We start from the raw sequence: 12,946 nt of genomic DNA on the forward strand, positions 1-12,946 counted from the left end.
AGTTATAACAAACGAAGTTGTCAACTAAAACCAGTACACATCATTCTGAAGCTTGGAACTAAAGTTTCTGAGGCTTGGAACTAAAGTTTCATCAGTTTGGAACTAAAGTTTCATCAGTTTGAAACTCTAGTTTCAAGCATAGGAAACTTTCTGAAACACCTGTTAATCAAATTAGATCGACCATATGATTGGATTAACTCAACCGTATCGGTTGTCTCCGTTCACCTGTTCTTTCAGGTAGTGATCAAGCATTTTCAGTCAACAAAGTATGAGTTATCATCCATTAATATCCTAAAAATCAGAAGATAACATTAAAAAAATGATTCAAAATACAATGTAACGGTATGAGAGCAACCGTTTGCTCTCATACTTGCCACCACTCTTGCTACCATAGCCGAAACTGCGATGAATAAAGGGATACAGATGAATAGTTAGAGCATGAGAGCAAAACAGATGACTTTTTCATTGGGAGAAAAAACTAGCTGAATTAACCTATTTCCCCCCATCCGACTTCTCTTGTTCTGATTGTAATTCTTTTAATTCCATGAGTTCCATACTATTCTGAACATATATTCGTATCAACACCAAACGGGTGATAACACGATTTGGACAAGCAGACTTTTCATTCACGAACTCATCAATGAGAACATTAAGGAAACAGAGTGTACAGTTAAGTTCCTGTTTTGACAGTTTATCAATACTTTCAATTTGTCCAAAGCTAGGCCAGTTGTCTTTAAGAAAGGCAAATTTGTCGGTGGAGTTCTGTAAATCAGACTTCATCAGGCAGGTACCGCAACAAGTAGAATCATCCATAATTTTCTGTTCTTTTATTTGTGTGTGTTCCCGCATGCCACAAAAAAGAAGGGCGCGGAAACTATTACTACATTACCCTCTCAAAGGCTCTGGTAAGCCCGTATTCGAATAATAAGCAATAGTCCCACGCCCATGAGGTATATAACAAACTTATATACAACAAAGACGTGGAGACCGGTTACTTATTATCTGCGAATACTAAATTTACCAGATTTATGAGAGCAGATAATAAAAACGCTATCTCCAAAATAAAAAAGCGTATCTCCATTGCGGAGATACGCTACAAATATAGTTATATTTTCTGATATTGAAACTTTAGTGAGTACTATTTCGCCATCTGATTCAGATGAAATACCGCCATATCGCTGTTTGTTCCTATTCTGAAAGGAGGCCCCCAAAGAGATAATCCGCTGGAAACATAGATATGTGATTGACTCCATTTGCGATAGCCGTGACTCTGTTCATATATTCTGTCTGTAATCAGACTCATAGGCCATATCTGTCCATGATGCGTATGTCCGCTGAATTGCAGGTCTATTCCCAAAGAATCTGTTTTGGCCAGGTTGTAGGGTTGATGATCTAAAAGAATGATAGGTTTACTACGATCCGCTTGCTTTAATAAGGTAGGCAGGGAATGACGGGAACGGTTGGAACGGTCGTCACGTCCGATGATCTGCACACCGTTAGGCAATGTTACTACGGAATCACGCAATAGTTGTATGGGAGTATCTTTCAAGAAGCGGACGCTTTCATCAATACCGCTGATGTATTCATGATTTCCCGGAACCATATAAATGCCCAAGGGAGCTTTCAGCCGTGCCAGTTCTTCCGCCATATTCTCCTTATATAATGGGGTAAGACTATTGTCTATCAAATCTCCACCGATAAGTATAAGGTCGGGATGCTGCGCATTTATCATATCTACATATTCTTTCAGCATAGCTTTTCCCGTACCATACCCTAAATGGACGTCACTCACGGCTACGATATTGATTCCGTGACCTTCTATCGGCTTATCAAGGAAGACATCAATCTTATTGACCTGCGGATGACGGTAATTATAATAACCGTACAGAAGCAGACAGCAAGTCGCTCCCAACGCATAATAGAAACCGTGATTCAGTGACGGCACAAATATTCTCGTCACATCCGCTATCAACAAAGCAAAAATCATGTACAGTGTAAACACCAGCCATACCGAACCGATGTGAAACATGGATTTCGACAGGATGACAGGCATATCTATATGACGGGTCAGCATAGCTATCACCAACGAGAAAGCTACCAGCCAATAGACGACAGACAACAGAATCTTCATAGCCAGCGAGAAGCCGGAAAGCATCTGTAATGTACGGATAAAGATATAAACATTACCACCTACATAAGCAAGCAGGAATATCAGGAAAAATATTCGCATAATCGTTATAAATTAAAATGGTTATCAAATATATTATCGCCCTTTTCCGTTGTCTGGTAGTGAGTGTCTGTATATCTTTGTGAGGAATAAAAAACAGGTATTATGTTACCGGATTTGTGTAAAGCATTCGACAAAACTTCTACCTATTGTTGACAGCTTGTTCCAATTGCCTCAAAGCCTTCTCCAGCGTAGCACGCGGACAGGCTACATTCAACCGCATAAACCCTTCACCTTCTTTGCCGAACGTCGTTCCTTCATTCAAAGCCAAGTGGGCATCTTCTACAAACAGGCGATTCAGTTCCTCCTGACTTAATCCCAGCTCACGACAATCCAAAAAGATAAGGTAGGATGCTTGCGGACGAATCATTCTGATGGCAGGAATCCGCTCTTTCAGATAACTTTCCGTGAAGTCAATATTTCCTTTGATATAGGCAATGACCTGATCCAGCCATTCAGTACCATGACTGTAGGCTGCTGCTACGCTGAGATAAGCGAATAAGTGTCCTTCGGAGAACTCGCTCGCTTCCATATATACCTGAAACTGATGACGAAGTTCGTCATTCTCAATAATTGCATACGAACTTGCCAGTCCGGGCATATTAAACGCTTTGCTCGGAGACATAAAGACAAGGGAGTTCATCCGTGCTTTCTCCGAAATCAAAGCAAAGGTGGGATGTTTGTAAGGAGGCAGGGTCAAGTCGGCATGAATCTCGTCAGAGATTACTAATGTACCGTTCTCATAGCAGATGTCGGCAATCTGCGACAGTTCTTCTTTGGTCCATACACGTCCGCCCGGATTATGGGGATTACTCAGGATAAGCAGTTTACATCCCTGCACATCTTTGCGAAAACGGTCGAAATCAATATGATATTGCCCGTCTTTCAATACCAACGGACTGTAAACCACTTCACGTTCGTTCTTCTGTGTCACAAGAAAGAAAGGATGGTAGACAGGAGGCATGACCATCACCTTGTCTCCTTTCTCCGTGAAACAATGGATGGCAAATGCCAGTCCACGGACAATGCCGGGAGTAAACGTCAGCATTTCTTCACGAATCTCCCATCCATGCCGTTCTTTGAGCCAGTTAATAATGGATTCGGCCCATTCTTTGCAGGCAAATGTATAGCCCAGCACTTCATGTTCCAGACGTTTCTTCAAGGCATCGATTACAAAAGGGGCTGTGCGGAAATCCATATCAGCCACCCACATCGGAATCAAGTCATTACGCCCCCAACGGCGTTCTACAGCATCCCATTTTACGGAGTCCGTACCGTTACGGTTTATTATTTCATCAAAATTATAGTTCATACTGCATGAGGTTTTTATGTTATGTGAGACAAAAGTAGTACATTTGTACTCAATTCAAAAAGGAATTTATGACGAAAGCTTTATTTTTTGATATAGACGGAACGCTGGTTAGTTTCGAAACACACCGTATCCCGTCTTCTACCATTGAGGCATTGGAAGCCGCCCACGCAAAAGGGCTTAAAATATTTATCGCTACCGGACGCCCGAAAGCCATTATCAACAATCTTTCCGAATTGCAGGACCGGAACCTGATCGATGGATATATAACCATGAACGGAGCCTATTGTTTTGTCGGAGAAGAAGTAATTTACAAAAGTGCCATCCCGCAGGAAGAAGTAAAAGCAATGGCTGCTTTCTGCGAAAAGAAAGGAGTCCCCTGCATCTTCGTGGAGGAGCATAATATCTCTGTTTGCCAACCGAATGAGATGGTGAAGAAGATCTTTTATGACTTCCTGCATGTAAATGTCATCCCGACAGTTTCCTTTGAAGAAGCAAGCAATAAGGAAGTGATCCAGATGACTCCCTTCATCACGGAGGAAGAAGAAAAAGAAGTGCTTCCATCCATCCCGACTTGCGAAATAGGCCGCTGGTATCCGGCTTTTGCGGATGTCACAGCCAAAGGCGATACCAAACAGAAAGGCATCGATGAAATCATCCGGCACTTTGGCATCAAGCTGGAAGAAACGATGTCCTTCGGCGACGGAGGAAACGATATCAGCATGCTCCGCCACGCAGCTATCGGAGTCGCTATGGGGCAGGCCAAAGAGGATGTAAAAGCCGCAGCCGACTATGTGACAGCCCCCATTGATGAGGACGGCATCAGCAAGGCTATGAAACATTTCGGGATTATCTAATTCATTTATCCGGTCAGCACATCTGCTTATCCGTCACTAACTTTATGAGCGTAGACACTAATAACGCAGCTTTTCAGGACGCCCTGAATCTTATTCAGTATACCCGCCAGTCGGTTTTTCTGACCGGAAAAGCGGGTACAGGTAAATCTACATTCCTACGTTATGTCTGCGAACATACCAAGAAGAAACATGTCGTTCTCGCACCTACCGGCATCGCAGCCATCAACGCCGGAGGAAGTACGATGCACAGTTTCTTCAAACTCCCCTTCTATCCGTTACTGCCGGACGATCCGAATTTAAGTCTCCAGAGAGGACGCATTCACGAGTTCTTCAAGTACACCAAACCGCACCGGAAGTTACTGGAACAGATTGAACTGGTCATCATAGACGAAATCTCTATGGTACGGGCGGACCTCATTGATGCCATCGACCGCATCTTACGTGTATATTCGCATAACTTACGGGAACCTTTCGGCGGCAAACAGTTGTTATTGGTAGGCGATGTTTTCCAGCTGGAACCTGTCGTGAAGAATGACGAGAGGGAGATTCTGAACCGTGCCTATCCTACTCCATACTTCTTTTCGGCAAGAGTATTCAGCCAGATCGATCTGGTATCCATCGAACTCCAAAAAGTATACCGGCAGACTGATTCCGTCTTTGTCAGCGTTCTCGACCATATCCGTACCAACACCGCCGGAGCAGCCGACCTGCAACTGCTGAACACCCGATACGGAAGCCATATCGAAGAATCGGAAGCCGATATGTACATCACGCTTGCCACCCGAAGGGATACGGTTGACTCGATCAATGAGAAGAAACTGGCCGAGCTGGCAGGAGAACCGATCACCTTTGAAGGAAGCATTGAAGGGGATTTCCCCGAAAGCAGTCTGCCGACCTCACAGGAACTCGTTCTGAAACCGGGTGCTCAAATCATCTTTATCAAGAATGATTTCGACCGCCGGTGGGTAAACGGTACCATCGGAGTGATTGCCGGTATCGACGAGGAAGAAGAAACGATATACGTCATCACCGATGACGGCAAGGAATGCGATGTAAAACGGGAATCATGGCGTAACATCCGCTATCGCTACAACGAAAAGACGAAAGAGATTGAAGAGGAAGTACTAGGCAGCTTCACCCAATATCCCATCCGGCTGGCCTGGGCCATTACCGTCCACAAGAGTCAGGGGCTGACTTTCAGCAGAGTAGTGATTGACTTCACGGGAGGTGTATTTGCCGGCGGACAGGCGTATGTAGCACTCAGCCGTTGTACCTCACTGGATGGCATCCAGCTCAAAAAACCGATCAACCGGGCGGATATCTTTGTGCGTCCCGAAATCGTAAACTTTGCCGGACGGTTCAACGACCGGCAAGCCATCGACAAGGCTCTGAAACAGGCGCAGGCCGATGTTCAGTATGCCGCTGCCGCACGTGCTTTCGACAAAGGGGATATGGAGGAATGTCTGGAACAATTTTTCCGTGCCATTCACTCCCGTTATGATATAGAGAAACCTGTTCCTCGCCGATTAATCCGCCGGAAACTGGGGATTATCAATACCTTGCAGGAGCAGAACAAAAAGCTCAAAGAGCAAATGCGGGAACAGCAGGAACGTCTGCGGCAATATGCCCATGAATATCTGTTAATGGGAAATGAATGTATCACCCAAGCCCACGACGCCCGTGCCGCCATTGCCAATTATGACAAAGCGCTCAGCCTCGACCCTAATTATATAGACGCCTGGATACGAAAAGGAATCACCTTGTTCAACAGCAAAGAGTATTTTGATGCGGAAAACTGTTTCAATACCGCTGTCAGCCTTCATCCTGCAAACTTTAAAGCTGTGTACAACCGTGGAAAACTGCGTCTGAAAATCGATAATACAGAAGGGGCAATTGCAGACCTGGACAAGGCTACAAGTCTGAAACCCGAGCATGCCGGCGCACACGAGCTCTTCGGAGATGCCCTGTTAAGAGTGGGGAAAGAAGTGGAAGCCGCCATACAATGGAGAATTGCCGAAGAACTCAGAAAGAAAAAATCATAAATAAGTTGGTAGTGTATCAGAAGTCTTCTGATTGTGAAAGTTATTGAATATCATCTTACATCAAAAACTTTTTATTAACTTTGCCTTCGTATGTACGTCAAACTCTTAAAAGAAAAGCAAATGAAAAAAGGTTTGAAAATCGCAGCTATCGTTGTAGGGGTAATAATCATTCTGATGCTCCTCCTTCCTTTCGCCTTCCAAGGTAAGATAGCAGGTATTGTAAAAACAGAAGGCAACAAGATGCTCAATGCACAATTTGATTTCAAGAAACTCAACATTAGCCTGTTCCGCAACTTTCCGCAGGCTTCTGTTACTCTCGAAGATTTCTGGCTGAAAGGCGCGGGAGAATTCGCAAACGATACCCTTGTACAAGCCGGAGAGGTGACTGCCACCATCAATCTGTTCTCCCTTTTCGGAGACAGCGGTTATGACATTTCCAAAGTATTCATAGAAGATACCCGCCTGCACGCCATCGTCCTGCCGGACGGTCATGTCAACTGGGATATCATGAAGCCCGACACGACAGACACGCAGGAAACGCCTGCCACGGAAGAAGAGTCATCTCCTTTCAAAGTCAAGCTGCAACGTTTCGTCATCAAGAACATGAATTTGATTTATGACGACCAGCAAGGTAAAATGTATGCCGACATCCGTGATTTCAACGCCCTTTGTGCCGGTGACCTGGGCAGTGACCGCACTACGCTGAAACTGGAAGCGGAAACCAAATCACTGACTTACAAGATGAATGGCATTCCTTTCCTTGCAAACGCCAACATCTCCGCCAATATGGACGTAGACGCCGATCTTGCCAACAACAAGTATACACTGAAAGACAATACCATTCGCCTCAACGCCATTCAGGCAGGTATCGACGGTTGGGTGGAACTGAAAGATCCCGCTATCGACATGGATCTCAAACTCAACACCAATGATGTAGGCTTCAAGGAAATACTTTCTTTGATTCCTGCCATTTACGCAACGGAATTCTCCAGTCTGAAAACAGACGGAACCGCTACTCTTGCCGCATCAGCCAAAGGTACGCTGCAAGGAGATACTGTCCCCGCATTCAACATCGATATGCAAGTCAAGAACGCTATGTTCCGCTATCCGGCATTGCCCGCAGGAGTCGATCAAATCAACATTAATGCCAACGTCCGGAATCCGGGAGGAAATATAGACCTGACCACCATCCAAATCAACCCGTTTAGCTTCCGTCTGGCAGGAAATCCTTTCAGTCTGACTGCGGACGTGAAAACACCGGTCAGCGACCCCGATTTCAAAGCTGAGGCAAAAGGTACGCTCGACCTGGGTATGATCAAACAGGTATATCCTTTGGGAGATATGGAACTGAACGGAACCATCAACGCCGATATGCAAATGTCAGGACGCCTTTCTTATATAGAGAAAGAACAGTACGACAACATGAAAGCCTCCGGAACCATCGGTCTGACCAATATGAAACTGAAAATGCAGGATATGCCGGATGTAGACATCAAGAAATCACTCTTCACCTTCACCCCGAAATATCTGCAACTGAGCGAAACGACGGTCAATATCGGTAAGAACGATATTACTGCCGACAGCCGTTTCGAGAACTATATCGGCTACGCTCTGAAAGGTACTACACTGAAAGGAACGCTGAACATTCATTCCAATTATTTCAATCTGAATGATTTCATGACAGCATCCGCAGACAGCGTGGCAACTACCGAAGCAGCTGCCACAGACTCCACGGCAATTGCCGGCGTGATAGAAGTTCCGCGCAATATCGACTTCCAGATGGACGCCAATCTGAAACAGGTGCTGTTTGACAAGATGACATTCAACAACATGAACGGTAAACTTGTTGTCAAAGACGGAAAGGTAGATATGAAGAATCTTTCTATGGGTACTATGGGCGGCAACGTGGTGATGAATGGATATTACTCTACCGCCAATGCGAAGAAACCGGAAATGAAAGCCGGATTCAAACTGTCGGATATCAGCTTCTCACAGGCATACAAAGAACTGGATATGGTTCAGCAACTGGCTCCTATCTTTGAGAATCTGAAAGGAAACTTCTCCGGCAGCATCAATGTGCTGACCGACCTGGACGCAGCCATGAGCCCGGTACTGGAAACGATGCAAGGAGACGGCAGCTTGTCTACCCGCGACCTCAGTCTGAGTGGTGTGAAAGCAATCGACCAGATAGCCGACGCCATCAGCCAGCCGAGTCTGAAAGAAATGAAAGTGAAAGATATGACACTGGATTTCACCATCAAAGACGGACGGGTGGAAACCAAACCGTTTGATATCAAAATGGGTGACTATAATCTGAATCTCTCCGGTAGCACAGGACTTGACCAGACCATCGACTACTCCGGCAAGATCAAGCTTCCGGCATCCACCGGCATTTCCAAGCTAATGACGCTCGATCTGAAGATCGGAGGTTCATTCACTTCCCCGAAAGTCAGTGTCGATACAAAGAGTATGGCCAATCAGGCACTTGAATCCGTAGCCGACGAAGCAATCAGCAAACTGGGAGAAAAGCTCGGACTGGATTCTGCCACGACTGCCAACAAAGATTCCATCAAACAGAAAGTGACGGAAAAAGCTACAGAGAAAGCACTTGATTTCTTAAAGAAGAAACTTAAATAAGAAAAGGAGAAGAGAGTATGCTTCTGAAACTGTACGATAAAAACAATAACCCGCAGGACTTGCAACGGGTAACCGACATCCTGAACGACGGCGGACTGATCATCTATCCTACGGATACGATGTACGCCATCGGATGCCACGGGCTGAAAGAACGTGCTATTGAACGGATTTGCCGGATCAAAGATATTGATCCGCGCAAAAACAACCTGTCTATCATCTGCTACGATCTAAGCAGTATCAGCGAGTATGCCAAAGTGGGTAATAATGAGTTCAAGCTCATGAAGCATAATCTCCCCGGCCCGTTCACGTTTATCCTGAATGGCACCAACCGGCTGCCCAAAATCTTCCGTAACCGAAAAGAGGTGGGTATCCGTATGCCGGACAACAATATCATCCGTGAAATCGCCCGCTTACTGGATGCTCCTATTATGACCACCACACTGCCATACGATGAGCATGAAGATCTGGAATATATGACCGATCCCGAACTGATTGACGAAAAGTTCGGTGATATCGTGGATCTGGTAATCGACGGAGGAATAGGAGGCATAGAACCTTCTACAGTAGTGAAGTGCACAGAAGATGAACCGGAAATTGTCCGTCAGGGAAAAGGCTGGCTGGAAGGGATTTAATCCCGAAGACTATTAACTTAGAGAATATATAAATCAGGCACGGACTACACGGATTTCACGGTTTTAAAAGATTACATATCTAAAAAACGTGTTAATCCGTGAAATCCGTGCCTGAATATTTCTTACTTGATCAATGATTCCGGGTCCAGATGACCTGCTTCGATATCCTTGAAGTAACGGTAAGTACCTACTTTCAACTCTTCCGTAGCAGCATCGTCACAAACGATAATACCCTTTTCGTGCATCTGCAAAGCACTGATAGTCCACATCTGAGTGATAGAACCTTCTACTGCATGATACAATGCGCGGGCCTTATTGTGACCATTTACGATAATCATCACTTCTTTGGCAGAAAGCACAGTGCCTACACCAACAGTCAGAGCTGTCTTCGGAACTTTGTTAATATCGTTGTCAAAGAAACGGGAGTTCGCAATGATTGTATCCGTAGTCAGCGTTTTCTGACGGGTACGGGAAGTCAGTGAAGAGCCCGGTTCGTTGAATGCGATGTGTCCGTCTGGACCAATGCCACCCATGAAAAGGTCGATGCCACCATAAGACTTAATCTTTTCCTCGTAGCGTGCACATTCTGCATCCAGGTCGGGAGCATTACCGTTCAGGATATTCGTATTTTCCTTTTTGATATCGATATGGCTGAAGAAGTTATTCCACATAAAAGAGTAATAGCTTTCCGGATGTTCTTTCGGCAAGCCTACATATTCATCCATATTGAATGTTACGACGTTCTGGAAAGAAACGATTCCTTTCTTATTTAAATCGATCAAAGCTTTATACATACCCAGAGGTGAAGATCCCGTAGGACAGCCCAATACAAAAGGTTTTTCCGGAGTTGGGTTGGCAGCTTTTATTTTTGCGGCAACGTAATGTGCAGCCCACTGAGATACGGACTGATAGTCCGGCTGAATAATAAGTCTCATAAGTCGATTGTTTTATAGGTTAGTAAATAATTGTTCATTCTTTATTTAGCGGTCTTTTTTCAAGCGGTCCGCCATCGCACGTGCCAGGTTCTCACACTGGGTATAGGTAATATCCTGCATCGCCTGTTTCATCTCTACCGGATCGCCTACCAGCTCGAACTTACTCTTTTCCGCAAATTCAGCCATACGCTTCACAGCAGCTCCTGCCCAGGTGAAGGAACCGAAGTATCCCAAATAACGTCCTTTGAGTTCGCGAACCAGAATCTTAGACAATAACGATTCCACTTCCGGGAATATCTGATTACTGTATGTCGGAGAACCGACAATCAATCCTTTATAACGGAAAATATCTGCAAGGATATAAGAAGGATGACTCTTCGTCACATTGTGCATCACAATATTCCTGATTCCCTGTGCTGAGAGTTCCGCAGCAATAGCTTCCGCCATCTGTTCCGTATTTCCATACATACTGCCATATACGATAACCACACCTTCGTCCGCATCATAACGGCTCAGACGGTCATAGATACCGATCACCCTGGAAATATTCTCTGTCCATACCGGTCCGTGTGTAGAGCAAATGGTAGTGATAGGCAGTCCTCCCAATTTTTGCAGGGCTTTCTGTACCGGACTACCGTATTTGCCAACGATATTGGAGTAGTAACGCACCATTTCACCCCAGTACTTATCTACATTGATACGGGTATCCAGAAATCCTCCGTCTACAGTGCCAAAGCATCCGAATCCGTCACCTGAGAAAAGGATTCCGTCCGTTTCATCAAATGTCATCATCGTTTCGGGCCAGTGCACCATCGGAGTCATATAGAAACGAAGCATATGCTTGCCTAATGCAAGGAAGTCTCCGTCTTTCACCAGATATTGCTCGCCGGTAACACCGTAGAATCCTTCAATCATACCGAAGGTTTGCTTATTGCCGACAATAATAATATCCGGATAGTGTTGTTTAATCAATCGGATGGAGCCCGAATGATCCGGTTCCATGTGATTTATAATCAAATAGTTAATAGGACGTTCGCCGATTACTTGCTTGATCTTGCGCAAGTAGACTTCAAAATAACAGATATCTACAGTATCCACCAACGCCACCATTTCATCATCAATCAAATAAGAGTTATACGAAACTCCATAGGGCAACGGCCATAACGCCTCAAAACGGTGTTTATTACGGTCATTTACTCCCACATAGTGGACATTTCCTTTAATTCTTGTTTTCTGTTCCATTCTTCAACTTTAATTAATTTCTGCTCACCAGCTATGATCCTCTGAGGACAGAGATTTATTCTGTGGTGAAGTTATCTTCCGCAAAAATAACTCTTTTTTCTGAATCCCTGTACTTCTTACCTTGATAAGCTCCCCTTTCTTTCATTCTTTTTTGCAAACGAGTTACAAATTCATAATTCTTCAGTCCCCAGTCCGGAGCAATCAGCAATTCTTTGGGAGACTGCGAAACAAAACGTTCCAATACCAGATCCGGGCGGAGATACTCTACATAGTCAATCACCAGGTCAATATATTCGTCCACTTCCGTAAACAGATGAAAACCTTCCGGATTCTCTTCGTATTCATGCGCCATGCGAGTACCACGAATCAACTGTAACTGATGAATTTTGAGTGTGGACAAAGGAAGCGCGGAAAGGATTCCTGCCTGCTCTACCATTGTATCATGTGTCTCTCCCGGAAGACCGAGGATGACGTGCCCGCCCGTCAGTATGCCACAGGCGGCGGTACGCTGAACAGCCTCTACCGTATCCGCATACGTATGTCCGCGATTGATACGCCGCAATGTCTCATCACTGGCACTCTCAATGCCATATTCCACCATCAGGAATGTATGGCGGTTCAGTTCTTCCAGATACTGGAGCAGTTCTTCCGGCATACAATCCGGACGCGTACCGATCACCAATCCTACTACCCCGTCTACCTGCAACGCCTCTTCATATTTACGTTTCAGTCCTTCCAGTTCTGCATAAGTATTGGTATATGCCTGGAAATACGCCAGATATTTCATCTCCGGATATTTATGGGCAAAGAAACATTTCCCCTCCTCCAGTTGGGTAGCAATCGACTTTTCCGTCCGGCAATAGTCCGGGTTGAAAGTCTGGTTATTGCAATACGTACACCCGCCCCATCCCTTCGTCCCATCCCGATTAGGACAAGTAAAACCGGCATTTAATGATATTTTCTGCACTTTGTAAGGAAAATGTTTTCGCAGAAAGGTTGGGAAATCATTATATTGTATTTGATAAGACATATCTATTTAATTCATTTGTTATTTGTGTGGCAAAC

The 12,946-nt window shown here is 44.9% G+C and carries 10 protein-coding genes; 4 read left to right on the forward strand and 6 right to left on the reverse strand.

Annotated elements, in window-relative coordinates; genetic code table 11:
• Positions 1-492 precede the first annotated feature (492 nt).
• The 3 genes from DW640_RS20780 to DW640_RS20790 all read right to left on the reverse strand — a co-directional run bounded on the left by DW640_RS20780 (position 493) and on the right by DW640_RS20790 (position 3,539).
• The gene (locus DW640_RS20780) at positions 493-813 is read right to left on the reverse strand and encodes a hypothetical protein (protein WP_016269542.1); all 321 of its coding nucleotides are present in this window, start codon (positions 811-813) and stop codon (positions 493-495) included.
• 325 nt (positions 814-1,138) lie between these two features.
• A complete protein-coding gene (locus DW640_RS20785; protein ID WP_016269540.1) occupies positions 1,139-2,230 on the reverse strand; it encodes a metallophosphoesterase in 1,092 nt (363 codons plus the stop codon).
• Between the two features lie 139 nt (positions 2,231-2,369).
• Complete coding sequence (locus DW640_RS20790) at positions 2,370-3,539, reverse strand: MalY/PatB family protein (protein ID WP_048697087.1); 1,170 nt, start codon at positions 3,537-3,539, stop codon at positions 2,370-2,372.
• A gap of 68 nt (positions 3,540-3,607) precedes the next feature.
• On the opposite strand from DW640_RS20790, the gene DW640_RS20795 reads away from it, so the two are divergent.
• From DW640_RS20795 to DW640_RS20810, 4 genes are all read left to right on the forward strand, one after another.
• Positions 3,608-4,393 carry a Cof-type HAD-IIB family hydrolase gene (locus tag DW640_RS20795; protein ID WP_008764352.1) on the forward strand — a complete coding sequence of 262 codons (786 nt, stop codon included), beginning with the start codon at positions 3,608-3,610 and terminating at the stop codon, positions 4,391-4,393.
• A 44-nt stretch (positions 4,394-4,437) separates the two neighbouring features.
• Positions 4,438-6,435: an AAA family ATPase gene (locus DW640_RS20800; protein ID WP_008761012.1), complete on the forward strand. Its 1,998-nt coding sequence runs from the start codon at positions 4,438-4,440 to the stop codon at positions 6,433-6,435.
• Positions 6,436-6,555: 120 nt separating this feature from the next.
• Positions 6,556-9,072, forward strand: coding sequence for an AsmA-like C-terminal region-containing protein (locus tag DW640_RS20805; protein WP_074856291.1), 2,517 nt, complete (start codon positions 6,556-6,558; stop codon positions 9,070-9,072).
• 17 nt (positions 9,073-9,089) lie between these two features.
• Entirely contained in the window at positions 9,090-9,704 is a 615-nt protein-coding gene (locus tag DW640_RS20810) for an L-threonylcarbamoyladenylate synthase (RefSeq protein ID WP_008761010.1), read from the forward strand.
• A gap of 122 nt (positions 9,705-9,826) precedes the next feature.
• Here DW640_RS20810 and nagB read toward each other — a convergent pair whose 3' ends face one another.
• Genes nagB through DW640_RS20825 form a run of 3 tightly spaced genes read right to left on the reverse strand, consistent with a single transcriptional unit; the run spans position 9,827 to position 12,911 of the window.
• Positions 9,827-10,639 carry a glucosamine-6-phosphate deaminase gene (gene nagB / locus DW640_RS20815; RefSeq protein ID WP_008761009.1) on the reverse strand — a complete coding sequence of 271 codons (813 nt, stop codon included), beginning with the start codon at positions 10,637-10,639 and terminating at the stop codon, positions 9,827-9,829.
• A 45-nt stretch (positions 10,640-10,684) separates the two neighbouring features.
• Positions 10,685-11,881, reverse strand: coding sequence for an FprA family A-type flavoprotein (locus tag DW640_RS20820; protein ID WP_008764349.1), 1,197 nt, complete (start codon positions 11,879-11,881; stop codon positions 10,685-10,687).
• Positions 11,882-11,936: 55 nt separating this feature from the next.
• Entirely contained in the window at positions 11,937-12,911 is a 975-nt protein-coding gene (locus DW640_RS20825) for a TIGR01212 family radical SAM protein (RefSeq protein ID WP_117578905.1), read from the reverse strand.
• Positions 12,912-12,946: the final 35 nt, after the last annotated feature.

Source organism: Bacteroides sp. AM23-12 (assembly GCF_003434395.1).
Classification (GTDB): domain Bacteria; phylum Bacteroidota; class Bacteroidia; order Bacteroidales; family Bacteroidaceae; genus Bacteroides; species Bacteroides thetaiotaomicron.

What these genes read in the sequence shown, in the direction of transcription:
- DW640_RS20805 (WP_074856291.1), top strand. Translation starts at nt 6,556, where the DNA reads ATGAAAAAAGGTTTGAAAATCGCAGCTATCGTTGTAGGGGTAATAATC.
- DW640_RS20810 (WP_008761010.1), top strand. Translation starts at nt 9,090, where the DNA reads ATGCTTCTGAAACTGTACGATAAAAACAATAACCCGCAGGACTTGCAA.
- DW640_RS20825 (WP_117578905.1), bottom strand. Translation starts at nt 12,911, where the DNA reads ATGTCTTATCAAATACAATATAATGATTTCCCAACCTTTCTGCGAAAA.
- DW640_RS20790 (WP_048697087.1), bottom strand. Translation starts at nt 3,539, where the DNA reads ATGAACTATAATTTTGATGAAATAATAAACCGTAACGGTACGGACTCC.
- DW640_RS20800 (WP_008761012.1), top strand. Translation starts at nt 4,438, where the DNA reads ATGAGCGTAGACACTAATAACGCAGCTTTTCAGGACGCCCTGAATCTT.
- DW640_RS20780 (WP_016269542.1), bottom strand. Translation starts at nt 813, where the DNA reads ATGGATGATTCTACTTGTTGCGGTACCTGCCTGATGAAGTCTGATTTA.
- DW640_RS20820 (WP_008764349.1), bottom strand. Translation starts at nt 11,881, where the DNA reads ATGGAACAGAAAACAAGAATTAAAGGAAATGTCCACTATGTGGGAGTA.
- nagB (WP_008761009.1), bottom strand. Translation starts at nt 10,639, where the DNA reads ATGAGACTTATTATTCAGCCGGACTATCAGTCCGTATCTCAGTGGGCT.
- DW640_RS20785 (WP_016269540.1), bottom strand. Translation starts at nt 2,230, where the DNA reads ATGCGAATATTTTTCCTGATATTCCTGCTTGCTTATGTAGGTGGTAAT.
- DW640_RS20795 (WP_008764352.1), top strand. Translation starts at nt 3,608, where the DNA reads ATGACGAAAGCTTTATTTTTTGATATAGACGGAACGCTGGTTAGTTTC.